Origin of the sequence: Anabaena sp. UHCC 0187 (assembly GCF_009712035.1) — a bacterium.
Classification (GTDB): Bacteria; Cyanobacteriota; Cyanobacteriia; order Cyanobacteriales; family Nostocaceae; genus Dolichospermum.
In genome coordinates, this window is the sequence record NZ_VILB01000011.1 from 158,308 (window position 1) to 185,297 (window position 26,990).

28 protein-coding genes, 1 tRNA gene and 3 pseudogenes are annotated in these 26,990 nt (G+C 37.4%); 15 read left to right on the plus strand and 17 right to left on the minus strand.

Annotated features, from left to right (window positions below):
- The first annotated feature begins 125 nt into the window (after positions 1-125).
- The 3 genes from argF (at position 126) to FJR11_RS09810 (ending at position 3,376) form a co-directional block, all read left to right on the plus strand.
- Entirely contained in the window at positions 126-1,046 is a 921-nt protein-coding gene (gene argF / locus FJR11_RS09800; RefSeq protein WP_168503505.1) for an ornithine carbamoyltransferase, read from the plus strand.
- A 162-nt stretch (positions 1,047-1,208) separates the two neighbouring features.
- Complete coding sequence (gene lexA, locus FJR11_RS09805; protein ID WP_168503506.1) at positions 1,209-1,814, plus strand: transcriptional repressor LexA; 606 nt, start codon at positions 1,209-1,211, stop codon at positions 1,812-1,814.
- 80 nt (positions 1,815-1,894) lie between these two features.
- Positions 1,895-3,376: a DNA phosphorothioation system restriction enzyme gene (locus FJR11_RS09810; protein WP_168503507.1), complete on the plus strand. Its 1,482-nt coding sequence runs from the start codon at positions 1,895-1,897 to the stop codon at positions 3,374-3,376.
- 221 nt (positions 3,377-3,597) lie between these two features.
- Here the strand turns inward: FJR11_RS09810 and FJR11_RS09815 are convergent, their stop codons facing one another.
- From FJR11_RS09815 to FJR11_RS23875, 13 genes and pseudogenes are all read right to left on the minus strand, one after another.
- On the minus strand, positions 3,598-4,104 hold the full coding sequence (locus tag FJR11_RS09815) for a hypothetical protein (RefSeq protein WP_168503508.1): 507 nt from the start codon (positions 4,102-4,104) through the stop codon (positions 3,598-3,600).
- 182 nt (positions 4,105-4,286) lie between these two features.
- A complete protein-coding gene (locus FJR11_RS09820; RefSeq protein ID WP_168503509.1) occupies positions 4,287-4,538 on the minus strand; it encodes a FeoA family protein in 252 nt (83 codons plus the stop codon).
- A 110-nt stretch (positions 4,539-4,648) separates the two neighbouring features.
- Positions 4,649-4,948 carry a 2Fe-2S iron-sulfur cluster-binding protein gene (locus FJR11_RS09825; protein ID WP_168503510.1) on the minus strand — a complete coding sequence of 100 codons (300 nt, stop codon included), beginning with the start codon at positions 4,946-4,948 and terminating at the stop codon, positions 4,649-4,651.
- A gap of 105 nt (positions 4,949-5,053) precedes the next feature.
- Positions 5,054-5,422, minus strand: coding sequence for an iron-sulfur cluster assembly accessory protein (locus FJR11_RS09830; protein ID WP_168503511.1), 369 nt, complete (start codon positions 5,420-5,422; stop codon positions 5,054-5,056).
- Positions 5,423-5,608: 186 nt separating this feature from the next.
- Positions 5,609-6,391 (minus strand): HesA/MoeB/ThiF family protein, encoded by a 783-nt coding sequence (locus FJR11_RS09835; protein WP_168503512.1) that lies wholly within the window; start codon positions 6,389-6,391, stop codon positions 5,609-5,611.
- Between the two features lie 10 nt (positions 6,392-6,401).
- On the minus strand, positions 6,402-6,719 hold the full coding sequence (gene nifW, locus FJR11_RS09840; RefSeq protein ID WP_168503513.1) for a nitrogenase-stabilizing/protective protein NifW: 318 nt from the start codon (positions 6,717-6,719) through the stop codon (positions 6,402-6,404).
- Positions 6,716-6,916: a CCE_0567 family metalloprotein gene (locus FJR11_RS09845; protein WP_168503514.1), complete on the minus strand. Its 201-nt coding sequence runs from the start codon at positions 6,914-6,916 to the stop codon at positions 6,716-6,718. Before FJR11_RS09845 ends, nifW begins: the two co-directional genes overlap by 4 nt.
- Before the next feature lie 69 nt (positions 6,917-6,985).
- Positions 6,986-7,462: a NifX-associated nitrogen fixation protein gene (locus FJR11_RS09850; protein ID WP_174762995.1), complete on the minus strand. Its 477-nt coding sequence runs from the start codon at positions 7,460-7,462 to the stop codon at positions 6,986-6,988.
- Complete coding sequence (gene nifX, locus FJR11_RS09855; RefSeq protein WP_168503515.1) at positions 7,459-7,878, minus strand: nitrogen fixation protein NifX; 420 nt, start codon at positions 7,876-7,878, stop codon at positions 7,459-7,461. The genes FJR11_RS09850 and nifX overlap by 4 nt, the downstream gene beginning before the upstream one ends.
- 117 nt (positions 7,879-7,995) lie before the next feature.
- The gene (gene nifN, locus FJR11_RS09860; RefSeq protein WP_168503516.1) at positions 7,996-9,324 is read right to left on the minus strand and encodes a nitrogenase iron-molybdenum cofactor biosynthesis protein NifN; all 1,329 of its coding nucleotides are present in this window, start codon (positions 9,322-9,324) and stop codon (positions 7,996-7,998) included.
- A gap of 86 nt (positions 9,325-9,410) precedes the next feature.
- On the minus strand, positions 9,411-10,778 hold the full coding sequence (gene nifE, locus FJR11_RS09865; protein WP_168503517.1) for a nitrogenase iron-molybdenum cofactor biosynthesis protein NifE: 1,368 nt from the start codon (positions 10,776-10,778) through the stop codon (positions 9,411-9,413).
- A 665-nt stretch (positions 10,779-11,443) separates the two neighbouring features.
- Complete coding sequence (gene nifK, locus FJR11_RS09870; protein WP_168503518.1) at positions 11,444-12,979, minus strand: nitrogenase molybdenum-iron protein subunit beta; 1,536 nt, start codon at positions 12,977-12,979, stop codon at positions 11,444-11,446.
- Positions 12,980-13,140: 161 nt separating this feature from the next.
- Positions 13,141-13,293: pseudogene (locus tag FJR11_RS23875) on the minus strand (nitrogenase molybdenum-iron protein alpha chain); the annotation flags it as partial.
- A 158-nt stretch (positions 13,294-13,451) separates the two neighbouring features.
- On the opposite strand from FJR11_RS23875, the gene FJR11_RS09880 reads away from it, so the two are divergent.
- Together FJR11_RS09880 and FJR11_RS09885 are read left to right on the plus strand one after the other, a co-directional pair.
- Entirely contained in the window at positions 13,452-14,753 is a 1,302-nt protein-coding gene (locus FJR11_RS09880; protein WP_168503519.1) for a site-specific integrase, read from the plus strand.
- Positions 14,754-14,875: 122 nt separating this feature from the next.
- Complete coding sequence (locus tag FJR11_RS09885) at positions 14,876-15,109, plus strand: hypothetical protein (RefSeq protein WP_254444732.1); 234 nt, start codon at positions 14,876-14,878, stop codon at positions 15,107-15,109.
- Between the two features lie 20 nt (positions 15,110-15,129).
- On the opposite strand, the gene FJR11_RS09890 is transcribed toward FJR11_RS09885, so the two are convergent.
- The gene (locus tag FJR11_RS09890; protein ID WP_168503521.1) at positions 15,130-16,464 is read right to left on the minus strand and encodes a hypothetical protein; all 1,335 of its coding nucleotides are present in this window, start codon (positions 16,462-16,464) and stop codon (positions 15,130-15,132) included.
- 185 nt (positions 16,465-16,649) lie between these two features.
- Here FJR11_RS09890 and FJR11_RS09895 point away from each other — a divergent pair, with 185 nt between their 5' ends.
- Positions 16,650-17,846, plus strand: coding sequence for an AAA family ATPase (locus FJR11_RS09895; protein ID WP_168503522.1), 1,197 nt, complete (start codon positions 16,650-16,652; stop codon positions 17,844-17,846).
- Complete coding sequence (locus FJR11_RS09900; protein WP_168503523.1) at positions 17,839-18,603, plus strand: hypothetical protein; 765 nt, start codon at positions 17,839-17,841, stop codon at positions 18,601-18,603. Before FJR11_RS09895 ends, FJR11_RS09900 begins: the two co-directional genes overlap by 8 nt.
- A gap of 42 nt (positions 18,604-18,645) precedes the next feature.
- Here the strand turns inward: FJR11_RS09900 and FJR11_RS09905 are convergent, their stop codons facing one another.
- Both FJR11_RS09905 and FJR11_RS09910 read right to left on the minus strand, forming a co-directional pair.
- Positions 18,646-19,050 (minus strand): type II toxin-antitoxin system VapC family toxin, encoded by a 405-nt coding sequence (locus FJR11_RS09905; protein WP_168503524.1) that lies wholly within the window; start codon positions 19,048-19,050, stop codon positions 18,646-18,648.
- Positions 19,047-19,292: a type II toxin-antitoxin system Phd/YefM family antitoxin gene (locus FJR11_RS09910; RefSeq protein ID WP_168503525.1), complete on the minus strand. Its 246-nt coding sequence runs from the start codon at positions 19,290-19,292 to the stop codon at positions 19,047-19,049. Before FJR11_RS09910 ends, FJR11_RS09905 begins: the two co-directional genes overlap by 4 nt.
- A gap of 204 nt (positions 19,293-19,496) precedes the next feature.
- Here FJR11_RS09910 and FJR11_RS09915 point away from each other — a divergent pair.
- The 6 genes and pseudogenes from FJR11_RS09915 to FJR11_RS09940 all read left to right on the plus strand — a co-directional run bounded on the left by FJR11_RS09915 (position 19,497) and on the right by FJR11_RS09940 (position 23,565).
- Positions 19,497-19,576, plus strand: a pseudogene (locus FJR11_RS09915).
- A tRNA-Met gene (locus FJR11_RS09920) sits at positions 19,576-19,651 on the plus strand. The pseudogene FJR11_RS09915 and the gene FJR11_RS09920 overlap by 1 nt, the downstream one beginning before the upstream one ends.
- 450 nt (positions 19,652-20,101) lie before the next feature.
- Positions 20,102-21,628 carry a slipin family protein gene (locus FJR11_RS09925; RefSeq protein ID WP_168504171.1) on the plus strand — a complete coding sequence of 509 codons (1,527 nt, stop codon included), beginning with the start codon at positions 20,102-20,104 and terminating at the stop codon, positions 21,626-21,628.
- 60 nt (positions 21,629-21,688) lie between these two features.
- A pseudogene (locus tag FJR11_RS09930) lies at positions 21,689-22,266 on the plus strand (Uma2 family endonuclease).
- A gap of 61 nt (positions 22,267-22,327) precedes the next feature.
- Complete coding sequence (locus tag FJR11_RS09935) at positions 22,328-22,906, plus strand: hypothetical protein (RefSeq protein WP_168503526.1); 579 nt, start codon at positions 22,328-22,330, stop codon at positions 22,904-22,906.
- Between the two features lie 143 nt (positions 22,907-23,049).
- Positions 23,050-23,565, plus strand: a complete 516-nt coding sequence (locus FJR11_RS09940; protein ID WP_168503527.1) for a peptidylprolyl isomerase — start codon at positions 23,050-23,052, stop codon at positions 23,563-23,565.
- Between the two features lie 105 nt (positions 23,566-23,670).
- Here FJR11_RS09940 and FJR11_RS09945 read toward each other — a convergent pair whose 3' ends face one another.
- Positions 23,671-24,246 carry a Uma2 family endonuclease gene (locus FJR11_RS09945; RefSeq protein WP_168503528.1) on the minus strand — a complete coding sequence of 192 codons (576 nt, stop codon included), beginning with the start codon at positions 24,244-24,246 and terminating at the stop codon, positions 23,671-23,673.
- A 309-nt stretch (positions 24,247-24,555) separates the two neighbouring features.
- On the opposite strand from FJR11_RS09945, the gene FJR11_RS09950 reads away from it, so the two are divergent.
- Both FJR11_RS09950 and FJR11_RS09955 read left to right on the plus strand, forming a co-directional pair.
- Positions 24,556-25,842, plus strand: coding sequence for an ATP-binding protein (locus FJR11_RS09950; protein WP_168503529.1), 1,287 nt, complete (start codon positions 24,556-24,558; stop codon positions 25,840-25,842).
- Between the two features lie 179 nt (positions 25,843-26,021).
- Positions 26,022-26,759, plus strand: a complete 738-nt coding sequence (locus tag FJR11_RS09955) for a hypothetical protein (RefSeq protein ID WP_168503530.1) — start codon at positions 26,022-26,024, stop codon at positions 26,757-26,759.
- Positions 26,760-26,990: the final 231 nt, after the last annotated feature.

Genomic DNA, 26,990 nt, shown 5'->3' on the forward strand with positions numbered 1-26,990 from the left:
ATCGGGAAAACTAGCCTCTATGCTGTAGATTGATGCAAAAATATTTGGTACAGTGCAATTTTGTATTCCTGGTGACACGGCTAAACGAAGGCGCAGAAACATTTGTTCTTTATAGATAATCAAGCATGGCAGCATTGATAGGCAGAGATTTATTAAGTCTGGCGGATCTGAGTTCTGGAGAACTGCAAGAACTTCTGGAATTGGCTACTCAACTAAAGTCGGAAAAACTGAAGCTGCATTGTAATAAGGTTCTAGGTTTGTTATTTTCCAAAGCCTCAACACGCACTAGAGTCAGTTTTACAGTCGCAATGTACCAACTGGGAGGACAGGTAATTGATCTTCATCCCAATGTCACTCAGGTGAGTCGAGGAGAACCTATCCAGGATACGGCTAGGGTGTTAGATCGTTATTTGGATGTTTTAGCAATTCGTACCTTTGCTCAACAGGAGTTGGAAACTTTTGCCAAATATGCGAAAATTCCTGTGATTAATGCCCTCACAGATTTAGAACACCCTTGTCAAATATTGGCTGATTTACTTACCATTCAAGAAAAATTTGGGACTTTAGCAGGTTTAACTTTAACCTATGTCGGTGATGGGAATAATGTCGCTAATTCCTTGATGTTAGGTTGCGCTTTGGTGGGAATGAATGTCAGAATCGCTTTTCCGTCAGGATATGCCCCAGATGCAGAAATTGTGGAAAAAACTAGGGAAATAGCTAATAAAAAAACTGAAGTTATCTTGACTCATGATCCCGAAGCGGCAGCCAAAGGTGCGTCTGTACTTTATACTGATGTTTGGGCAAGCATGGGACAGGAAACGCAAGCCAATAACCGTTTCCCTGTTTTTCAACCTTATCAAATTTCTCAACAATTATTAAGTCTTGCAGATCCAGAAGCAATTGTTTTACACTGTTTACCAGCCCATCGTGGTGAAGAAATTACGGAAGAAGTAATTGAAGGTTCACAATCACGGGTTTGGGATCAGGCTGAAAATCGCCTCCACGCTCAAAAAGCTTTACTTGCAAGTATTCTTGGGGCAAAATAACAATATTGGTAATGGGTAATTGGTAATTGGTAATTTTCCCTGTCACCTGTTACCTGTTACCTGTCACCTATTAACATGAATATTTAATTAAAGCTTGTTAAGGGAAGATTTTTGTAGTACCAATGTTCTATGGGCATTTATTATTTACTTCCCGAAAAAATTATGGAACGTCTCACAGATCCGCAAAAAGAACTATATGAATGGTTGGTAGAATATATCAGGTTGAATCAACATTCTCCCTCAATTCGCCAAATGATGCAAGGGATGAATTTGAAATCTCCCGCACCCATTCAAAGTCGGTTGGAACATTTACGCAATAAGGGCTACATTGGCTGGAATGAAGGTAGGGCAAGAACTTTGCGGATACTTCATCCTGCAAAACTTGGTGTACCAATTTTAGGAACTATTGCCGCAGGTGGTTTAATTGAACCCTTCACAGATGCGGTGGAACATTTGGATTTGGGTAATTTATCATTACCGCCCCAAAGCTATGCTTTAAGAGTCGCTGGGGATAGTATGATTGAAGATTTGATTGCAGATGGTGATGTGGTATTTTTGCGTCCTGTAGCTGAACCAAATCAGTTAAAAAACGGAACTATTGTGGCTGCAAGGGTGGAAGGACACGGAACAACTTTAAAACGCTTTTATCGCCATGATGATCTTGTCACTCTCAAGCCGGCAAATCGGAATTATCATCCCATAGAAGTATCGGCAATGGAAGTAGAAGTCCAAGGTTCTTTGGTGGGCATTTGGCGTAACTATAACTAAAAAATGTTCAGTTGTAGACTGTAGGGGTTTCGCAGTGCTAAACCCCTACCGATAATCACCAATTACGAATTACCAAATTTATGTACCTGACGCGAAATGCAGTACCGAAATTGCCGACTTTTAAACTCAAATTACCTTATGCGGGGGAGAAAAAAGGCAGTTATCAAGTTAATAAATCATTACCGGGATTTCCGAAAATGCCTTTATCTCTGCAATTGCGGGGATATCAACGCCAAGCCGTGACTAGCTGGTTTGCTAATCATGGCAGAGGGACATTAAAAATGGCTACTGGTAGTGGTAAGACTATTACTGCATTAGCGATCGCTTGTGAATTGTACCAGCAAATTGGTTTACAAGTCTTGTTGGTGGTGTGTCCCTATCGTCATCTTGTTACCCAGTGGGGCAGAGAATGTGAGAAATTTAACTTACAGCCGATTTTAGCCTTTGATAATTTACGCAGTTGGCAAAGTCAACTTTCTACACAAATCTATAATCTGTCTTCTGGTTTTCAAGATTTCGTGACGGTAATTACCACTAACTCGACTTTAATTGGTGATGGTTTTCAGACGCAACTGAAATATTTCCCCCCAAAAACATTGATTATTGGTGATGAAGCCCATAATTTAGGCGCACCGAAGTTAGAGGAAAGTTTACCCCGGAAAGTAGGTTTACGTCTAGCTTTATCAGCCACACCAGAAAGATATTTTGATGATGATGGCACAGAATCTTTATTAGATTATTTTGGGAATATTCTTCAACCTGAATTTAGCTTACAAGATGCAATTTCTCAAGGGGCATTAGTCCATTATATCTATAATCCAGTGTTGGTAGAATTAACGGAAACTGAGAGTATCGCTTATTTAAAACTAACCAAAAAAATTGGGCGTTCTCTTCTTTATCGAGATCGAGATATGGGAGAAGCAGGAGATTTTGAAGACAACGAAGATATCAAATCATTATTAATGCAAAGGGCGCGGTTAGTTGGTACAGCAGAAAATAAATTAATAGCCTTACAAGAATTAATGGAAAATCGTCTGGAAACTACCCACACATTATTTTATTGTAGTGATGGTTCGCAAGAAATTGGACAACGTTATTCTCTGCGTCAACTCAAAGCTGTTGCTCAAATTTTGGGAGGAGAATTAGGTTATAAAGTCAGTACCTACACAGCAAATACTTCTTTAGAGGAAAGGGAAACTTTACGCCGGCAATTTGAAAGTGGAGAATTACAGGGTTTAGTGGCAATTCGGTGTTTAGATGAAGGTGTGGATATTCCCGCAATTCAAACCGCAGTAATTTTATCAAGTTCAGGAAATCCCCGGCAATTTATCCAACGTCGGGGACGGGTTTTGCGTCCTCACCCTGGTAAGGAACGGGCAACGATTTTTGATATGATTGTTTTACCACCGGATTTGGATAGGGAAACTATTGAAGTGGAACGGAATTTATTAAAGAAGGAATTACGGCGGTTTGTGGAATTTGCTGATTTAGCTGATAATGCTGGGGAAGCGAGAATGAAGTTATTAGCTTTGCAAAAACGATATGGGTTATTGGATATTTAATAAAGTCAAAAAACTCTAAAAAAGAAATAAAAAATTACCATGAAAATTAAAAGCTTTATTATTCTGATTCTGCTTGTTTAATTATCTCTAAAGGTAACTCTAGCACTTCTGCAATTTGCTCATGGTTTAAGCCAAAATACCGTCTTTTTACCCATCAATTACCTATTTCCCGATCTATCATTATAGATAAATTACCACATTTAATTTATTTCAGTGAAAAATCAATATTTAAGTAGTTCTATTGGGGTTATTATCTCTTTCAAGAGTTCATGATAGTCAGCATATCCTAATCTTTTAGCAAGAGTGATTGCATAAAGCTTGACCCTTTCTATTTTGTTGCTCTCTATTGCGTCTGCCAGTTTGTCAGTCAACGTTAATGTAGTTTCTTGATCGATCTTTTCTTTCTCAGCTATGGCTCTAAATTTCTCTGTCTCTGCTTTTGTATCTTCATGCGAACCACCTAATTGCCACACTACACCTCCTAAAAATTCTATCTCTTGAGATGAATTTCTAATCAATGTGAATAGGCAAATTTGATAATTACATGGTAAAGACAGGGAAGTATATCTATTATTAAAAACAAAATTAATAGTGCTTTGATCTGAAATATTTGTATTTACTAGTGGTTTTGGTAAGCTAGATTGGCTTTCTTTAGTCTCTTGAGCTATAGCCGGATGGGTCATTATGGCGATAGTAGCGGTCAAACTAGCAATGTATTTTAGACGCATGGGTAAAACCTCAATCTTGTGGTGATGAGTTCGATTTGTATCTTTTTAAGTGCAGCAAAAGACAAATATTTACTTTCCACAAATAGCTATTAAAAATAATCTAAATCATAATATTTACTTTATTTTAAATATTTTGAATATGCTTTTTCCATTAAGAAATCCAAAAATAATAATTTATTCTGTCAAATGTCAATCACCCGCACATAAATAGCCCGTGCTATTTCCCGATCTATAGTCATAGATAAACCACCACATTTAATCACAAAAGTGGGAAATTGCTGTTCTACAGTAATCGTATTTCCTGTTTTAATTCCCATTAATATCAGCTTTTTTCTAATCGTCTCATCTTGACTTTGACAAACAGTAACTATTCCTACTTCTCCTGATTTCAACAATTCTAAAGAACAGCCCATAACAGTAAAAGGGGTAAACATTGGATTATCAAAATAAAAAGCGAAAATTGAAATGATGAAAGATGATAAACATCCTCCATCATTGTTAAAGTTAGAGGGTTTAGCAATGCTAAACCCCTACAGATATTGTATTAAGCAAGATAAGGTTCTTGGTGGGTTTTGATTGTGCAGTTAGAACGGGGGTAGGTAACACACAATAAAGCGAATCCTTTGCCCATTTGCTCATCATCTAGGAAGACTTGATCGTCTTGATTGATTTCACCTTCAACAATCTTACCTACACAGCTAGAACAAGAACCAGAGTGACAGGAGAAAGGTAATTCAACCCCAGCTTCTTCTGCTGCGTCTACAATATTAGTGTCTTCATCACACTCAATTGTGGTGTCAAAATCTTCTTTTTTGCTAATTAATCTTACTTGATAGGTCGCCATTTTCCAATTCTCCTCAAACGTGAATGAAGTGAGTTTTTGAGTTAGTTAAGTTTCCCCGGCTGAGTTCAAAATTCAAAATGAAAGGCTTAATTTTTGAAGTTTGAACTATTGGCCGCAAGGTACACCATCAGGAGTACCATCATTGGTTTTAAAAGACTTACCGCAACCGCAGGTATCAGTTGCATTGGGATTGGAAAACTTGAAACCGCTGTCCATGACTCCCTCAACAAAATCAACTACCACACCTGCTAATAACGGCGCACTTTTAGCATCAACGTAAATCAACACATTTCCTTGTTGAGATACGACATCATCAGGTTGGGGCTTACTGGTAATTTCGATGCCATACTCGTAGCCACTGCAACCACCGTCTTTAACGGAGATGCGGACACCCTTTTTAGCGTCTTCGGTTGCAGAACCTTTTAAAAAAGCCCGCAGACGAAATTCAGCCTTTTCTGTTAAAGTAACAGTCATTTTGTTTCCTATTCTGTAGCGAATATTCTGATTTGGAATGTGGATTTTGAAAGAAATGGTACTTTAGGAATCACCAAAAAATAAATTACCCAATTTTGTGGGATGGGCATCCTGCCCGTCCTTAATGATTAGCGGGCAAGATGCCCGCACCACAAGATTTTGGGTATTGTTTTTATTGGAAGTCCCTTAGACCGTTGCAGTTTGAGATTGGGAATATCTCCAAGGGGCTGTATTACCGCAGACTGGACAATTGCGATCGCGGTGAGAACGGCGTTTAGCAAATTCCATTCGGTTCAAATCAATCGTCAGCAACTCTGACAACAGCGGTTGACTAAAACCAGTAATCAGCTTCACAGCTTCCAACGCCGTCAAACAAGCCAAAGTCCCAGAAACAGCCCCCAGCACAGAAAACCCGCGCCGATCCCAATCCGGCTTTTCTGGAAACAGACAGGATAAACAAGGCGTAACACCAGGAATAATCGTGGTGAGGTAAGCCTCCATTCCATCCATAGCCGCCTCCACCATCGGCTTACGCCAGCGGACACAGGCTGCATTTAACAAATTGCGTTCAGTGAAATTGTGAGCGCAATCCAAAGCCATATCCGCCGACTGCACCAACTCATCCACATTTTCGGCGGTAATGTAATCGTGAATTACATCCACTTGGACATCGGGATTGATGGCTTTGAGGGTTTCTTGGGCTTTAAATACTCTGGGTTTACCCACCCAGTCATCAGTCATTAAAACCTGACGATTCATATCATCCAGCCGCAAATCTCCACCCCGGACTAGGATTAGCCGCCCAACGCCCGCTACTGCTAGGTAAAGCGCCGCCGTACCGCCTAATCCACCCACACCCGACACCAAAACAGTCGCTGATTTCAGGCGCTTTTGAGCTAATTCGCCAAAATTAGGAAGCATCATTTGACGACTATAGCGTTCCAATTCGGTAGGCGTTAGGTTGATCACTTTTTAACTCCTAATCTGAGGTGATTTCTGTCAGGGTGACAACATTTTTTCGCTTATCATTAAATACCTTGAACAACTTTTGTTCATGGGGTGTAGATTCTATAAACACCTGATAAGCTTGTTGCAAAGCTGTGCAATATTTCTCTAATCTTTCTGCGTCACTTATCTGGGGATAACTATCATCAATTTGACTCATGAATTGAGAAAACTTTTTCAAAATATGTAAACGATTGACATTTACAAATTTTTGATCGTAGGGCAGCTTAAAAAAGATAAAAAACTCTTCTGCATCTACAAGCTTCTTGAATTCATCAATATTCGTACTCATTTAGAATTCTCCATTTTTTTGAGTTGTTGCTTGAGTCCATCTAACTGACAGTAGATTTCATAAGTTGCAGCAGCAACATCCATCAGTTTTTCGTAGTCTGTGGGCAAACCTTCCGCTAAATCATGCAGATCCATTTTCATTTGACCTGCTTTACTATTTAGCTTTTTGATCTTGGTTGTGATTTCTTCAATCGTCATTGGTCATTGGTCATTGGTAATTGGTGATTGGTAATTGGTAATTCTTGCCCAGTCCCCAGTCCCCAATTATTAAAGATTTCCTACTTCGGGAAAGCGCTTGGCTAAATCAATGCCTTTCTCCACAAATTTTGCGCCTTCTTCGTCTAATTTCTCGAAAGAATCAAAACCAAAACGGTGAGCATCACGTAAGGTTTTTACAGTTAATAATAAGCGTCCAGAAAATATTAAAGCCCAGCCGAAACCCTCATGTCCCAATTCAACAACCACGTTGGAAATGAGTCCGGTTTCCTTTTCAATACTGGATGCTATAGCCCGAAAAAAGGCATTTATCCGGGAAAGAGTTGCGGGATCAATTTCACCTTCTACGGAAATTTCCCGTTTCTTTTGTTTAGTAACAATATAGGGTTTGAGGATTAATTCATCAGTCCAACTCCGGTAAAAACCATAGCTATCTTGCGCCCGGATTTGTTGAACTAATGATTTATGGAAAGGCGTTAAAACTACCTCTGAATTGTTACCAGTTCCATTTACGTCATTTGTACTCATAATGTTGCTTCTTTCTCAAGTTCTTCAGCAAAACTAAGTTTTTTCTGGACCAAAGCTTTCCGTAACCAAGGTGGAGGATTACCCTTGAGAGTTTTAACTAATTTGTTGAGAATGTCTTCAATCTTTTCCTCTTCAGATTTAGCCTTCACTGGGGTTACACTCTTCTTAATTAAACGAGCGGCTGCACTACCACCAATAGCGACAACATAAACAATAGTACAATCATTAAGAGCCTGAAGTTTAGGGGTAATTTTATCTTCATTACCATCTTCCTTCAAATCACCTTCAAACTTGAGAGTTTCAACGAATTCATATCCGTTGTCGGAAATTTCATAAACATCAATTTCCTTAGCCCAACCAAAGTGAGCATTAACATGAATTCGGTCAGTTGTCGTAAAAGCAATTTTCACTTTCATTTGTCCTTTGTTAGTTGTCAGTTATCAGTTGTCCTTGTGTATGAAGATGCTCTGAATTAAGATAAACGAACCGCAGAGGCACAGAGGACACAGAGATGGAAAAAATGGTATCAGGTGTTATTTGTTGATTACTGATGACCATTGGTTCATCATTGATGATTCTTCTTGTTCTATGAAGAGGTTTCCTATGCCAAAAAGAAGCTCGATAGTACCGCGATAGCCTACTTTGGTAAATAGACCATTTCCTAAACGGTCGTAGATGGGAATACCTAAACGATAGAGCGGAATAGAAAGGCGTTTAGAGATGGTATTTACATGAGAATTACCAATCAATAAATCAGAACCTAACGCCAAGTTTTCAAAATCCTCTAAATCACCAATGGTGACATTCTCGATAGGAAGTGATTCAAGTAATGGGGAACGAGTTGTGGTGACTGCATTGTGAATTTCTGCCCCCATTGATTGCAAAAATCCCACCATTGTCCACAACAAATCCGGTTCTAAGGCTAAAGATACTCGTTTGGAACTAAAATAAAAGTGAGTATCTAACATTGCATCTTGCAATTGCCGACGTTGACGGCGATATTTTTCAGGAACGGGATTTCCACTTAATAAAGATAACTTTTGCAGAAATTGATCTACAGGTTCTAATCCTGTTAAATCTCTAAATACTTGATAGTTAGTTCCAAACCGTTCCTCTAAAATTTTCGCCGCCCCCAACATACTTTCACCTAATGCTAAGGTAAAAGCCGAACTACCTAAAGAACGTAATTCTTTTAAAGTTGTGCCACTAGCAGTTATAGCAGTATAACCATCTTCCAAATGTCCATCTAAAGAAGCTCCCAAATCAGGTACAAATATTGGTTCTAAACCAAAAGCTGTCACCATTTCTCGAACTTCTTGGACATCTCCAGGAGTGAGGGCAGCACCTGCTAGAATGGTGATTTGTTCTGGTTTAATTCCCCCTGCTTTGGGAATTTCTTTAACTATACTTTCTACTGCAACTGCAAAACCGTCTTGTAATGCACCTTTAAAATCGGGAGTGGGAGCAAAAATAATGGCTAAATGATTAAGTTCAGGGTGACGTTCTCGAATATCTTTCAAGAACATTTCAATATCATCACCTCTAGTTTCTGTTAACCCAGTGGTACACAAACCAATAATTTCCGGTTGTACCTTTTCCACTAAAGTGAGAATAGCTTGTTCAACATTTTCCTCACCACCCAAAATAGTAGTTACTTCCGTCATTGCGGTAGTTGCAAGAGGAATTGCTTCCCGAAAATGTCGAACCAAAACCACTTTTGCAAACGCCGTACAACCCTGAGAACCATGAAATAAAGGCATAGTTCCCTTCAAACCCAAAAAAGCCAAAGAAGCGCCTAAAGCCTGACTTTGTTTGAGGGGGTTTACAGTCAGAGACTTTTCTGGAACAATTGCGATCGCCATAATAACTATAATCTCAATAATCTCAAAGTATTTCTTCCTTTGCGTCTTTGCTCCTTAGCGCCTTTGCGCGAAACAAAAACAAGCAATTATTCCCAAGGAGCCGGCTTACGAATTTGCTCCCAAACAGGACTATATAAAGCCTCAGTCAACTCCCGCGCCATTTCCACCATACCCACATAACCAGCATAGGGATGATGACGTTCTTGGTTAATATCTAAAAAGGGAACTCTCGCTTTCAAAGCAGTATATTGATTTCTGCCCCCCGCAATAAGCATATCTGCGTTAGTTTCTTCAATTAATTTTAGGAGTTCGGAGGCGTTCCCCTTCTCCAGCATAATGCCATCATTACCCAACAAATTTTTGATTTTTGCTTTATCTTCTTCTGTACTTTTGCGGGTACTTGTGGCCACAACTTCAATTCCCAAATCCTTCGCAGCGGAAATAATTGACCAACTTTTCACACCACCAGTATAGAGAACAACGCGCTTACCTTTCAACTTGGCTCGATAGGGAGCAAGGGCAATATCTAAAGCCGCAGTTTCTTCAGCAATTAACTTTTCTGTGCGTTCCTGCAAATCAGCATCACCTAATTTAGCAGCTACAGTTCGCAGACAACGATTAATATCTTTAATTCCATAAAATGACTCTTCAATGTAAGGAATTTCATAACGTTCCTGCATTTTTCGCGCCATATTTAATAACGCCCGTGAGCAGATCATGACATTTAATTTAGCCCGGTGAGCATAACGCACTTCTTCATAACGAGCATCACCAGTAATTTTTGATAAAACCCGAATTCCTAACTTTTCAAATAAACTTAAAACCCCCCACATTTCCCCGGCAATATTGTACTCACCGATAACATTAATATCATAAGGTGTGGTATATTCAGGTTCAGCAGTGCCGACTACATATTCTAGTAAAGATTCACCACCAAAGCGATTACCTAAGTTTTTACTGCCAATAAATCCGGGAGCAATAACAGGAATTACCGGAGTACCAATTTTTTCCGCTGCTACCTTACAAACTGCATCAACATCATCACCAATTAAGGCTGTAACGCAGGTAGCGTAAACAAAAATAGCCGCAGGTTGGTAGCGTTCTTTTAGTTCTAAAATCGCCTTATAAAGCTTTTTCTCACCACCGAAAATTACATCATTTTCACCCACATCGGTAGTAAAACCTGTTTTATAAAGCATGGGTCCAGAAGACAGACTACCACGACTTCCCCAGGAATTTCCCGCGCAAGCAATGGGACCATGTACCAAGTGAGCAGCATCAGTAATTGGCACTAAAGCAATCATCGCTCCATCAAAGGCACAACCACCTTGAGCCGCACCGGGTTGAGCCTGTTGAGTACAAGATTTATTTTTCTTTTCTCCCTGTTTCTTTTGATTATGTTCGCATCCTGATTCACTCAGCAATTCGTTAATTTTACTTTGGGTGACTTTCATTTTTATTCTGGTGCTAGATGGAGTTTACTACCATGACAAATCTTGCTTAAATCCATCATCAAGATGATGATTTTTACAAAAATATTTCAAATCAATAAAAATTATTTGTGGAACTATTTACAGCATTATTTATTTCTTGCTTTCTGCCTATAGGGGAAAGATAATAGAAACTTGCTGTAATAGTGAACAAGTGAGAAATATCTCACAAATAATTTAGGATTACCACAGGATATAATAAATATAATAATTCTAATTCCCCGAAAATAACCAAGTTTTTATACTTAGCTTGGATTGATTTTTAGATTTTCTGCAAAATCTGATTAACTTAATATTTACACAGATAAACTTTCAAAAAAGATATGTATTTATCTGTATTTTCTAGGGGTGGGATTTTCATAACATTTGGTTTTGCAAGAGAAAATAGAAAATTTATTGTATTGAAGGTAAGATAAAGCACGCGCTAAGAGATTAATTTTGCTGGAACTTATTTCAAAATTCATCCGTCCGGTAGATGAAAGGAACAAAGAGCATCGGCTAGGATTGGAATTAGAACTTGAAATAGGGGATGGGATTTTAGGTAAATTGCCTAAGTCCCAATCCCCTTTGTCTATTTTTCAGCGAAAGGAAACCGAAAGGGTGGGGAAACCCCACCCCTACAGACATTCTTAACGAATTAAGTCGTAGGAAATGTCGGTCTTACCAGCAACGTTGGTGGTGCGGTCAATTTCTTCAAATACTGTGTTAACAATCCAGTTCAACAGGTTGATTATACCTTTGTAACCAACTGTTGCGTAACGGTGGTAGTGGTGACGATCCATGATAGGATAACCAATTCTGACCAAAGGTACACCACAATCGCGCCACAGGTACTTACCGTAGGAGTTACCAATCAATAGGTCTACGGGTTCGGTGAACAACAAGGAGCGTAAGTGCCACAAGTCTTTACCACCCCAGATTTTAGCGGACTTACCGAAGGCGCTAGAATCTAACAATGCTTGCAATTCTTTCTCGAATACGTCATTGGTGTTGTGAACCAAGATGTGTACTGGTTCAGCACCCATTTCCAACATGAAACCAACTACGCTGTAAACTAGGTCAGGATCACCGTAGATAGCGAAACGCTTACCATGTAACCAAGCATGGGAGTCGGTCATTGCGTCAACTGCACGACCACGTTCGATTTCTAACTCTTCAGGAATAGCCTTACCAGTTAATTCGCTGAGTTTCATCAAGAACTCGTCAGTTCCCTTGATACCCCAAGGACGAGCAACACAAACGTCTTGCTTCCATTCCTTAGCAATGTATTCACGGGTTTTGGTGGTGGAGTAAGCTTGGAGAGCAACAGTAGCCTTAGCGTTGATGGAATCTGCTGCGTCTTCTAGCTTAGTACCACCTGGGTACATATTGTATTCACCATCACAAGGTGAGTCAACATAATCACTGTTGTCAGATAAAACAGTGTAGTCAATACCCATCAAAGAAGCAATCCGCTTGATTTCGCGGTTGTTTTCTACGTAGGTATCAAAACCAGGAATGAAGTTGATTTTACCGTTGCTCTTAGCTTTCTTCTTACCTTCTGTTAAGGTAGAAAGAATTCCCTTCATCATGTTGTCGTAACCGGTGATGTGAGAACCAACGAAGCTAGGTGTGTGAGCAAAAGGTACGGGGAAATCTTGAGGAACTGAACCAGCTTCCTTAGCGTTACCGATAAATGACTGTAAGTCATCACCGATAACTTCTGCCATACAGGTGGTGCAGACAGCGATCATTTTTGGCTTGTACAAGCTGTAGGAGTTAGCCAAACCATCAATCATGTTTTGCAAACCACCGAACACAGCCGCGTCTTCTGTCATGGAAGAAGAAACGCCGGAGAATGGTTCTTTGTAGTGACGGGTTAAGTGGGTACGGAAGTAAGCCACGCAACCTTGAGAACCTTGAACGAAGGGAAGTGTACCTTCAAAACCTACAGCCGCAAACATAGCGCCTAAAGGTTGACAACCCTTAGCTGGGTTAACGGTTAAAGCTGTCCGTTCAAAGTTCTTTTCCCGGTATTCCCAGCTTTTTGTCCATTCGGAAACTCGTTGTACTTCTTCAGGAGTGTGACCGTTTTCAAACTGTTTCTTGTTTTCAAACAGTTGTTGGTATTCTGGCTGGTGGAATAGCTCAACGTGGTCCTGAATATTATTGGGATCTTGAGGCATTTCTATATCTCCAAGCTTGCTGTGTATTATGTTTGCGTTCGGTGGAGAGTGGGGAATGTGCCTCAAAACTCAGAATGCAAAATCCAAAACTTTGAATTTTTAATTTTGAATCTTGAATTCCCAACTCTCCTGGGGTAAAACCCCAGACTATCTTTTGTTCCCTAGACGGAAGCCTTAGCTTTAGCCTTAGCTTGAGCTTTCTTGTTCCAGGGAGCGCCGATTAATCCCCAGGTTGGGCTGTTGAGTGCCAAATCCATGTCACGAGCGAAGATTGCGAATCCGTCGTAACCGTGGTAAGGACCGGAGTATTTATATTGCTGGTTTAATAGCTTTTAACTTCGCTATGTTTGCAGTGAGCAATGTCAGGGATGAACTATGTTTGCAGTTAACTCATTTATTTTTAGTCTAAATATAGTCTCAAAGATTCAGAGTTAAGTTTCGCGCAAAGGCGCAAAGGCGCAAAGGAAGGATTATGAAAGAAGAGCTATTATGGGAATTGGAGCGGGTAAATCTGCGGTTGAAGTCTGCGAAGGCTAGGGTGACTATTCGGGAATCCAATGGATGTCTGCAATTACGGGCAACTTTACCTATTAAGCCGGGAGATGAGGATAAAACTGGAATGGGGAAAAAACAATACAATCTCAGTTTGAACATTCCGGCAAATTTACCAGGTTTGAAAACGGCGGAAGAAGAAGCTTATGAGTTGAGTAAGTTAATTGCGAGAAAGAGTTTTGTTTGGAATGATAAATATTTGGGAAATGAAGGAAATAAACAAGAGTTAATAACTATTGGTGAGTTATTGGCAAGGTTTGAGGAGGAATATTTTAAAACCCATAAACGCACGACTAAAAGTGAACATACTTTTTTCTATTATTTTTCTCGCATTAAGCGTTATACAAATGCTGATGATTTGGCAATTGGGGAAGTTTTGATTAATGCGATTGATAAAATAGATAAGGAATGGGCTAAATATAATGCTGTGAGGGCTATTTCTGTTTTTTGTCAGCTTTTTAAACTTGAGATTAATTTAACTAATTACTCTAAAGTTCCTGAAAGTAATTCTCGGAATGTTCCTACTGATAAGGACATAGTTAGTGGATTTTACAAGTTTGATGAATATTTGCATAATCGAGGTAAACAAGTTAATCAAGATGTCAAAGATAGCTGGCAACTTTGGCGGTGGACTTATGGAATGTTAGCGGTTTTTGGTTTACGTCCTCGTGAACTTTTTGTTAATCCTCATATTGATTGGTGGTTGAGTGATGAGAATATAGATTTAACTTGGAAGGTTGATAAAGATTGTAAAACTGGAGAGAGGGAAGCTTTACCTTTATATAAGGAATGGATTGATGAATTTGATTTAAGAAATCCGAAATATTTGGAAATGTTGGCTATAGCAATTAGTAAAAAAGACCAAAATAATCATGCAGAAATCACGGCTTTAATTCAAAGAGTTAGTTGGTGGTTTAGAAAAATTGGATTAGATTTTAAACCTTATGATTTACGTCATGGTTGGGCAATTCGAGCGCATATTTTGGGAGTTCCTATTAAAGCTGCGGCGGATAATTTGGGTCATAGTGTGCAGATTCATACGAAAACTTATCAACGTTGGTTTTCTTTGGATATGCGGAAGTTGGCGATAAATCAGGCTTTGAGTAAACGGAATGAAGTGGAGTTGATTAAGGATGAAAATACAGGGTTGAAAATGGAGAACGAACGGTTGAAGATTGAGGTGGAGAAGTTGAGGATGGAAATGGTTTATAAACGGAGTTAAGTTTGGTTAATCAAGAATATCATTTTTGCGAGGTGTGGTATAATTTGGTTGTCAACAATAATCAAAATCTTTATGCAAGCTACAGGTAAAAGTAAAAACTAGGAGGTTAGTCTATGGAAAGTATGAAGATTAAGACGCACATTGGTAATGATAAAATTCTCAAAATTGAACTTCCTGATGAATTTGCTAATGAAGAATTAGAAATAGTAATTGTATTTCAACGTATTGCAGAAAAATCATTACAATCTGCAAGTAAAACGCCGGAAGAATTAGGATATTCTCGTAGGTTTTTGGAAGAAGTAATTGGTAGTTGGGAAGGTGAAATGATGGAAATTCCAGAACACCTTCATTATTGATTATTTATTTCAATCAATGATCAATTTTCACTATTGTTATATTTCTTGGGTAAGTAAATAAGGCTTTTTCGTGTTAAATTCCATATCATTCTTATTCCTTGAGATGATGACTGACATGGATTATCACCAAGATTTTTGTAAAAATCAACTATTTCACTGACACTATATATTATTTCTAAAATATTTAGATGAGAATCTTGAACTACCTTGTCGGAATGGGTAATTGGCTTTTTTGATTTTCCAAATATCATTTCCTTATTATCTGCTGACATTTTAGATAGATGTGGCAGTTCCTCTATGGGTATTGTTTTCCAACAAAAAGATTTAGTAATAGTTGTGTCTCCTGGAATTTTATATTCTTGTACTATTTCTATAATTTTAATTCTTGAATACCATTTAAAACAATTGCTAAAGGTTGTTTCTATTTTCTTCTTATCTTTTGTAATAAACGGAACTAATCTATCGACTTGTAAAGCATATCTTCTCTCTAAATCTTTTGCTATATCTAGTTCTTCTGCTTTTTCATTTCCTAAAATTTCTATTTTGTATAAGTAATATTTCTTGTTACAAATATTATAAGCATAAACAAAGGTATCTTGATTATCACGACCATAATGTTTTCGTAAATTATCATAGACATTTTCTATTTGACATCCTAAAATAATAATTTCATCTCCTTTTTTCAGTGTATGAATATCTTCTCCTAGCATTTCAAGAATCCATACTCGCTCATACTCTTCTGATAGTTGATTAGATTGTACTTGCTTATAGTAAGCTATCTCGTCAGGATCAAAATCAATACATTGTTCTTTAATAAAATTAAGAAATTCTAATATCTCTTTGTGAAAATCACTTCCTTTAGATGTATGTATTACAGAGGTTGATTCGATATTTCCTCCTTTTATTGCCCTATGCGTCATATTGTGACTTCCTATCCATATCTCAACAGTATTATCTGTATTTTCAAAACAAATGACTTTAGAATGCAGTAAATGTGTATATTTCTCCCTTTTTATATCAGATGTAGATTGAACAGCAGTGCTTCTTTTTCTTAATTTTTTAGTAAATAAAAATAAATTTGCTTTATATTCTTGATTAGTTGCTTTTTGTCGCGCAAACTCATTAAGTTTATCAATGTCAGTAGTTATATTCAAATCAACACAATAAAATGAATCCTCATGTTCAAGTTTTTCTGCCAAAATTGGCATACAATCCTTACCAATTGTCCAATAAGCAACTACTCCTTTAATATTTACACATTTCTCTAATGATTCTCTGAGTCTATCTTCAATAGAAGATTTTCCTGCTTTTAAATTATTGATTGATGGCACAAATTCTATTTTATCAATATTCATAAAAATCTCCAGGTGTTTAATTGTTAGGTAATGTAGTATAATTATTGCACAGAAGTGTAATTATTATCTTTTCTGACAAGGTACAATCCCAAACTACAAAGCAATTAGGAGCGTTGACATAAATTTTTCCTAAATCCCAGCCAAAAATGCTTAAATAAAAGAAGCTGACTCTTATATTCAAGGATATGCTAAAAAAAGTCATACTTCATAATTTCAAAGGCCATAAATCTACAGAACTTAATTTTGATAATTCCCGATTACATGGAATTGTAGGAAAAAACAGTGCTGGTAAAACAAGCGTGTTACAAGCATTGCATAATCTCAGTAGGCTTGCTGCTCGGTCTATATCTCATGTATCATTTAGGGAAATATTTCAATATGACCAATCACCTCAATTCATTACAACAATTGGGGAAACAGATATGTCTGTTAGTGTGAGTGGTTTTTGGAAAGAGACAAATCAAGAGATTTGGGAAGTTTCTTATTCATATCATTTGAAACAGAAAGAAATGAATCCTTGGACTCCAGACACAAAATGGAAAATTAATGAAAATGAAGGTAGTTGGGATAAAGGAAAGACAAAAATATTAACGAAATTCCCAGAAGATACAACAAAGACAAAAAGACTAACAAAATACCCAGATGCAATTTGTAAATCTTTAAAACCTACTGTTTACTTAAAATTAGATGCAAGTAAACTTGCTAAAGCAGCTTACAGTGATGAAGTTACACCAAGAATTGAGTCTGATGGTTCAGGGTTAGCACCCACTTTAGATTTTGTGCGTAATGAAGCTCCAGATAAGTTTCAACTCATAGAAAAAGTGTTGTGTAAAATCGTGCCAAATGTACGTAAAATTGGCATCAAGCGAGCAAAAGTTCCAGTCATTCGCGAGCGTTTCATCGAAGTTGATGGTAAACCTATTCACTATGAAGATACTCAGGAAATGACGGGACAAGAAGTAGTTTTAGATATGAATACAGGTGAACGTATTCCCGCCCATGCAATTAGTGAAGGAACAATGTTAACTTTAGGATTATTAACTGTATTGATGAATCCTACTCAACCTAATTTAGTTTTATTAGATGATATAGAACAGGGATTACATCCTCAAGCACAACGTGAGTTAATGACTGTTTTTAAAGAAATCATTGCCGAAAATCCCAACTTGCAAATTATTTTCTCTACTCATTCCCCTTATATTCTTGATGCACTTGCTCCTTCTCAAGTCCACATATTAAATAACAGTAATTCAGGTTTCACAATTGCCAAACGCTTAGATGAACATCCTGATGTAGAATGGGCAAAAGAAACCTTAACAACAGGTGAATTTTGGGATGCTGAAGGTGAAGATTGGGTGGTAGAAGGAGAAGTCAGTGATTGAGTTTATTGTCATAGTTGAAAGTGGTGCAGATGCCAGAACAGCTACTAAATTAGCCGAGCGAGTTTTGCAGGAAAACATTGATTGGTTAGATGATGATATTCTGCAACATTGTTTTCAGTGGACTGGTTTAGAGGAAGGGACAGAATTTTCTTGTTGGAGTGATATTAAAAAAATATTAATATCATCAGGTTTAAAATTCCCAAAATATCGAGGTCATCATAGTAAGGGTGTACCCTTAAAAGCTGATGGAGCAGCATCTATCAAGATTCTTAATTTGGTACGGTTTCTGCAAAAAACTCGACAGATTAAAGCTGTTTTATTTATCCGTGATTTAGATAATCAACCAGAACGTAAAGAAGGAATTGAACAAGCACGTTCAGAACATATTAATAAAACGCCGAAATTAGAAATTATAATTGGTGCGGCTGATCCAAAACGTGAAGCATGGGTTTTAAATGGGTTTATTGCATCTAATCAAGAAGAGGAACAAATTTTAGAAGAAATCAAAAATAAATTGAGTTTTGATCCTTGCATAGAGTCACACAGATTACGTGCTACTTCTGAGAAAGAACCTGAACGAATCAGAAATGTAAAAGTAGTAGTTGAACAACTTACAGGAGATGATATGGAACGGGAAAAGCAGTGTTGGGAAGAGACAAATTTAAAACATCTACGAGAAAGGGGAGTTGATACAGGTTTGACAGATTATATTCAAGAAGTTGAGGAACGATTAGCTGCAATTATTATGTCTGAGTGAAAACAATTGGAAACAATACCTTTATAATTATTAATTCCCAAACTAACCTTTATTCCCAGCCCAAATAATAACAGTATCTTGATACTCTTTAAACATTGAATCCGCAGTTACAAGCATCATACTTTCCATCTGTGCTTGTGCAATGATCATTCTATCAAAAGGATCTCGATGATGCAAAGGTAAAACCACCGTTCTGAGTGCATGAGAAGTTGTAATTTCCAAAGATTTCGCCCCCAATTTCATCATCCGGCTAGAAATATAACTATCCAGTGGTTCTGGTAATGGTAACTTACCAATTGCAACTTTTATCCCCATTTCCCACACACTAGCCACAGAAAGCCATAGTTCATTGCTTTCATCAGCAATATGTGAAATGACCTCTTCATTCAAACGCTCAGGTTGAGCAAACCACCATAAAAAACACTGTGTATCTAATAAAAGTTTCACTCCTTATTCCCCTCAAACGCTGCTAAAATGTCATCCGGTAAAGGAGCATTAAAGTCTTCTGGAATTACAAATTTTCCTCGATCTTGTCCTAAACTATCTCTGCGGTGAGACGAGACACTAAACGGAACTAACTTAGCCACGGGAACACCCCGATTAGAAATAATAATCTCTTCCCCATGTTCTACACGGGATAATAGGCGTGACAGGTTGGTTTTAGCTTGATGGATATTTACAGTTTCCACAGGTTTATAGCTAAGTCTACAAACTTAGTTTACTTTGATTCCTTAATTTTGGCAAGAATTAAAAAGAAAACTTCAAATTACAATATGCTACATTTGAAGCGGGATAGTTAAAAAGTCACAAAGCTATAGTTTAGGTTCTATATACCTAACTGGTGCGCCAAACTCTAGTATGAGCGTATACCGCGAACTGCTTTTTACTATATCGTTTGATTAGCTCAGTTGGTAGAGCAATTGACACTTAATTGATCAATAGGTCACAGGTTCAACTCCTGTATCAAACCCCAGGAAGTTAGCTCATTTGGTAGAGCAGTTGACCCATAATCAACGTGTAGCAGGTTCGATTCCTGCACTTTTCACCAACCTCGTCCAGGTTAAAGGACAATACCCTGTCACGGTAGCAAATGGTAAAGGAGAAATCCTGCGGTTCGACTCCGTAATTATCACAACTCTGCGGTGCAAGTATTTTGCTTGTCTTCATTACTCGCAAGAGCGATGTTTGCAAGCAGCAGTTAATGAGTCCGCGCAACTGCATCTCTCCCTAACTTGAGTATATCCTTCAACTTGCTAACCGCAAAATGAACGCTATATCTGATGGTCGTTTTTTCTCGAAGTTACTACGGAGTAGCTTAGTTAAAATTACTTCTATCTTCATCCAGTTTTCGAGTCGCTTTTGTCCACCCATTGACTGTAACACTTACTTGCATTTGCAGAGTTTTCAAGAAAGTTGTATTATGGTATATTACAAAAAACTGGAATCAATCTCAAAATTAGTCAGTAACTTGGTAGAAAATATCCTCAAAAATACTATTATGTGGAAAACCTTTTATATCAAACCTAACGAAATCGGTATTTTATATCACCGCAGCGATTTTAAAAAAGTATTAGAACCTGGTGAATATACTTATTTTGGTCGTCATTGGCAACTTAAAACCTATGACCTGAATCAACCAGAAGCAGAAATTGAAAACCTAGAATTATTATTGCGAAATCATGGAACAGAACTAGAACAATATTTATTAATTGTTAAAACTACATTCAATGAAGTTGCTTTAGTTCGTTTAGGTCAAAATTGGATAAGCATTGCACCAAATCAGTTACGAGCTTTTTGGCGTGGTTTTATAGAAGTAGAGACTCATCTTTTCAACTTAGAAGAAAACTGGGAATTACCTAATTCATTTGTTCAACAATTGCGCTCAATTACATTAAATGGATTAAAGAAATTCCCAATCTTTGAATATGAGATTGGTTTACTATATCAACAAAATAATTTTATTCGACCTTTAGAACCAGGAGAATATGCTTTTTGGTCAATAAATAAAGATGTGACAGTGCGGAGTATTAGCAGAATTATTCCTAATCCTGATTTTCCTTTAGAAGATGTCCTAATTGAAAAACATCCCGATTTTGTAGCAGCTTATTGTGAAAATGTACAATTACAAAATTCACAAGTTGCAATTGTTCGTTATCAAAAAAAAGTAATTGCTATTTTACCACCCACAAGCCGAAAACTATTTTGGCAAGGTGTGGAAGTGGAAATTATTGATATTAGTACAGATGCAAAATTACCACCTGTATTAATTTCCGAATTGGTGGAAGGAACAGCAGAAGTAAAAACATTAAGTCGGAATTATTTACATATTTGTCAAGTTCCTCCCCAACACATTGGACTATTATATATTAATCAGGAATTTCAAACCCAATTACAATCAGGATTAAATGCTTGGTGGATTTTTGGAAAATCATTTAATACGGAAACTATTGATTTGAGATTACAAAATATGGAAATTTCTGGTCAAGAAATCCTCTCAAAAGATAAAGTCCCATTGCGGTTAAATTTAACTGCTGGTTTCCGCATTCAAGACATCTTAAAAGCCAAAAATGGGTTATCAGATATTACTGGATTTTTGTACAAAGAATTGCAATTTGCTTTGCGGGGTGCGGTGGGAGAAAGAACTTTAGATGCTTTATTGGAAGATAAAGGAGCGATTGATCAAAGTATTTCTGAATATATTCGTGAGAAAGCCTCTGAATATGGAATTGAAGTAGATTCTGTGGGGGTCAAAGATATTATTTTACCTGGGGAAATTAAGGCGATTTTAAGTAAGGTTGTGGAAGCGGAAAAAGCTGCTCAAGCTAATGTTGTTAGACGGAGGGAAGAGACTGCTGCGACTCGAAGTATGTTGAATACTGCGAAGGTCATGGAAGATAATCCAGTCGCATTAAGATTGAAGGAATTGGAAGTTTTAGAACGAATTGCGGAGAAGATTGATCGAATTCAAGTTAATGGGAGTTTGGATAGTATTTTAACCGATTTGATTAGAATGAATCCGCAGTGATCATATCAACTTTGATTTTTGTAATTTGCTATAATCAAAGCAAGCTTGAAAAATCCTGCTATGATAGCCATTCCCCAACAACTGCCAAAAATGACCATTGAGGAATATCTCGCATGGGAACTTGACCAGGATATTCGCTATGAATACATCAACGGCGAAGTTTTTGCCATGACAGGTGGTACAATTCCCCATAATGATATTACTCTCAATCTTTACAATATTTTACATCCCCATCTTCGTGCTAGAGGTGATCGAATAAATATATTAGATGTAAAAGTGCAAATTAGTCCTAACAGTGTATATTTCTATCCTGATCTTATCGTTAGTTGTCACCCTGATGACCTCAACGCCTGCAAATTTATTCAACATCCCAAATTAATCGTTGAAGTTCTTTCTCCTGGTACAAGCAGTAAAGATAGAGGGGAAAATTCAGATATTATCTAACAATGCCCAGTTTACAAGAATACATCTTGATTGATTCTGAAAAAATCTCTGTTGAACGTTATTGTCGAGGAGAAGGAAGAATGTGGCTTTATTATCCCTATAGTAGTGGAGATATTGTCACCTTATCAAGCATTGAATTTGAATTTTCCATAGAAATGCTTTATGATGGTGTGGGATTGGAAACAGAAACATAAAATCACATTTCCCAAATAAATTTGATTAATGTCAGCTAAAATTTAATACCTTATTAAAATTATGGCAAAGCGCAAAAAAAGCAATCTTCAATGGATTAAAGAAACCCTAGAATTAAAACCTGATCATCACTGGGAAGGCCCTGATGATTATAAGATTTTTGTAGCCGGGAGGGGTGCAGTTCGCTTTAATGTTCCCCAGAATTGGGTGTTTGAACCACAGGAAAAATCTTTCAAGTTCATGGATAAAAAACCACCTGATGATGATTGTTGTTTAGAGGTATCTTACAATCATGTACCACCTAATGATTGGACTCTATTTCCCCTGAAATCTACTTTGAAAAAAATCATGGAAGATGATAGCCGTGATGTGATTGAAAGGGGAGAAGTGATTACTGTTAAGCGACAAACAGCCAAAATTATGTGGCGTGAAATTAAATTTATTGATACTCAAACCGAACCCAGAGAAGCATTTTCTAGAACTTGTGTTGGTTTAGGTTCTAATATTCAATGTTTGATTACTTTTGATTATTGGGCAGATCAAGCGGAACAATTAATACCTGTGTGGGATGAAGCCATGCGGAGTTTGACACTAGGATTATATATCAGAGATCCGAGAACAGGTTTAGCTTTCCCAGACTAAAATGCAAAAGAAAATAACCTCAGCTTGAAGTCAGTGACGCGGATTTGAGTTATTTATAGATTTTGGTGAACATTATTTTCAAGATTTTCGGTAAACTGGAAACTGCAAATTAAACCATTACACAGATTAGTAATTCAATATTCATGGCAAATCCCACCGCAACTCTGGAAACTTCCCTTGGTACTATTACTCTTGAGCTATTTACCGATGTTATGCCCATAACAGCGGGAAATTTCATCAAATTGGCCAAAAGTGGGTTTTATGATGGTCTGCATTTCCACCGGGTGATTAAAAACTTCATGGTGCAGTTTGGTTGTCCTCACAGTAAAGATCCTAGCTCTCCTCGTGCAGGAACGGGTAATAGTCCCGATGGTTGCATTCAAGATGAGCATCCGGAAGATGGGAAACTGTCTAACGAACCAGGAACTCTATCTATGGCTAATACGGGGGCCCCTAATAGTGGCAGTTGCCAGTTTTTCATCAACACTGTCCACAACTCCTATCTAGATTGGTTTACAGCCGGTCAATCTAAGCATCCTGTTTTCGGTCGGGTTACTGAAGGGATGGATGTATTGAAAGCCATTGAAACCACACCAACCGGACCTGGCGATCGCCCCAAAACACCTGTTAAAATGATCAAAGTGACTATTCACGAATAAAATTAAGGATTGCTGCGGAGGTTTCTCCGCACACCGCTATCTTCAGGTAAAATCCTATATTTCTCATGAAAGAACTCCACAGAAAAACTAATCTGATCAAACAAACTAACCTTGTGTTTCTTCTTCGGTAAAAATAGGAGGCCATAATTCAGAAATAGCTAATTCCCAACCTGGAAAAAGTTCTGGTAAAGTTAAAATATCCCCATTATTTAAAATAGTTGGTTCACCTTGATGACGATAAACTGTTACAGTTTCTTCATCAGGATCAATTAAAATTCCAATCACAGCACCTAAGTTTATAAAGTTGAGAATTTTAGTAACTAAAGGTTTAATTCTATCACTTTGAGATTTAATTTCTACTACTAAATCTGGTACAAGTTCGCCAAAATAACGGGGACTTTGACGCAACCTTGCAGCCCGAACAAAAGAAACATCTGGTGCGGTGAGATTGCTATCAGGTAAAATAAAACCACCAGCAGAATCAAATACTCTTCCTAAACGACGAGGATAAACCCAGTTAGCTAATAGTCGGCTAAAAAGAATACCAACTTCACTAGATACAATATCTGATGGACCCACAATAGAAATTCTCCCGTTTGTTAACTCAACATCATAATCTAAACCGGCTTCACTAAAAGCGGTTTGGACTTGTTCTACATCTTTAATTGTCATAATTAACATAAAATCATCCTCCTAATATACAGAATTTAGTTAACTAATATTTTACACCATTTGTCTGATAGCGTAGCGTTGGGCAAGCCATATCAGGATATCCAGAATTTTAGGATTTATTTACCCTTATTGTTATGCGATCGCCCGTAGAGTTTGACATTGGGATTATATATTAGAGATCCACGAACTGGTTTAGCTTTACCTGATTGAAATCCGTAGTTATAATGTATATATGGGAAAATGAGATCAAGGAAGGTTGCATTGCTACTGAGTTCGTGATTCAAATCCCAGTTAACCAGTCAAGGGAAAATAAAAATCATGATTGCAGAAGCAGGGTATTTTGACAAGCAGCAACAAACAGAAGAAGCTCTGAGAGATTCTCAAAGAGAATTACTAGCATTGTTCAATGCTATCGAGGATGTGATTCTGGTTGTCAGTGCAGAGGGAAAATACTTAAAAGTTGCCCCTAGTAGCGCCCCGTCATTATACAAACCTCCTGCGGAAATAGTCGGTAAAACAGTCAAAGAGGTTTTTCCTCCGGCTTTTGCTGATTATTTTCTGCATTACATGAAACAAACTGTTGCTACCAAGAAAACTGTAAAAATAGAATATAGCTTACCAATTGGTGATCAGGAAGTTTGGTTTGAGGCTAGTATTGCACCTATGGGAGATGATAATGTAGTTATCGTAGCCAGGGATATTAATGATCGCAAACGTCTAGAAGAGCAACTCCGTCAACAAGCACAAGATTTAGAACAAACTCTTCAAGAACTTAAACAGACCCAAGCCCAGATGATTCATTCGGAAAAAATGTCAAGTTTGGGACAATTAGTAGCAGGAGTAGCTCACGAAATTAACAATCCTGTAAATTTTATTCATGGTAATATTACTCCTCTTCATGAATATATTCAATACCTTTTAAAATTAATTGAATTATATCAAAAATACGACGTTGATAATCACCCAGAAATTCAGGAACTTATAGATGAGATTGATTTGGAATATATCAAAGAAGATTTACCCAAAACTCTTAACTCTATGAATGTTGGTACTGAGCGGATTCGGCAAATTGTTCTATCTCTGCGAACTTTTTCTCGCATGGATGAAGCAGATTTTAAAGAGGTGGATATTCACGCAGGAATTAATAGTACATTAATGATTTTAAAACGTCGTCTTCAAGATATTGAAGTGATTACAGACTATGGCAAATTACCTTTGGTACAATGCTACGCTGGAGAACTTAATCAGGTATTTATGAATATTCTGGTGAATGGGATTGATGCTATAGAACAACGAAATTCTCAACTGACATTAGCAGAAATTCAAGCCAATCCTGGAAAGATTCACGTGCGAACTGAGCTAGTTAATTCTCAGTGGCTAGAAATTGCGATCGCAGATAACGGAATCGGGATGAATGAGCAAGTTCAAAAACAGATGATGAATCCATTTTTCACCACTAAATCTGTTGGTAAAGGCACGGGTTTAGGAATGTCTATCAGTTATCAAATCATTACGGAAAGACATGGAGGGAAACTAGATTGTCACTCAATTCCCGGTAAAGGGACAGAGTTTATCATTCAAATTCCCATTCATCAAGGAAAATAGAGCAAAATTTTATTAATTGTAGCATTTGTCAGAAATGGCTAACGCCTCCCGTCAGGGATACAGGATATCCAGGATTTTAGGATTTACAGGATGTAATTGATTATTTTTTCAAATTATGTTATGTATCCAATATATCTGTAATCGGCTTTATCTAAAATTGAATGGGAGTTTATATATCCATGATAAGCCAACAAAATACAAGTAATAAAGTTATTCAAGAACTACAAAACCAAATTGGCGAAAAAATAATCACTTCTTTTGATATGGTTGCACAAGATAGAAGTAATTATTTTGCTAAAAATCCTTATCAACATCAAAGACCTTCCATAGAATCATCTAATTCAATTGTCAATGGCTATGCAAAATGTAATGGAGGGATATCAGTAGCAGCTAATTTAGTACCAGGTCTATTGGGAATGTTAGCAGTTGCTCCAGAAATTATCACAGTCATGCGAAACCAAATTGCCATGATTTATGATGTGGGTGTAGCTTATGACAAGCAGCAATATTTAAACAAAGAACTATTAGCAGGTGTCTTAATTTCTTCATTGGGTACAGGATTAATTACCCCCGGCATAAATGCAGTAGCAAATAGAGTTATTATTGCTCAAGGTAGTAAAATCATCGCTCGAAAAGTAAGCACGCCAATATTTCAAGATATGGCTCGTTGGATAGCAGGAAAATATGCCCAACAGATATTGAAATCAAGTGTTAGTAAATATTTACCTGTAGTTGGTTCTACTGCTATGGGTTTATGGTCAGCCTATTCAACTAAACAAGTAGGTAATAAGTCTATTCAAATATTTGAAAAAGAAATTGAGATATTAGATGAGACTCAATCATTAAGTGAATCTAGCATTGAATATACTGATAATCTTCTTTCTACATCTGACGTGGAAGTAAATATTTTCACATAACGGAAAAAATGTACATTAAGCAAGTGGGAAAGTTAATGGGATTTTCTGAGGTAGATGTTGCAGAACTGATGTTAGCTTATTAAAGCTTCAGATTTACCTAGAAAAGCAATTAGCAAATTTATTAAGTGAACTGGAAGAATTAGGAGAGGAGCAAAATTAATGAGTCAATACAGTAATAGGGGGCATCATATTTTTAATTTGTCTTTTTTTACTAGGTTATTTGTCTGACGC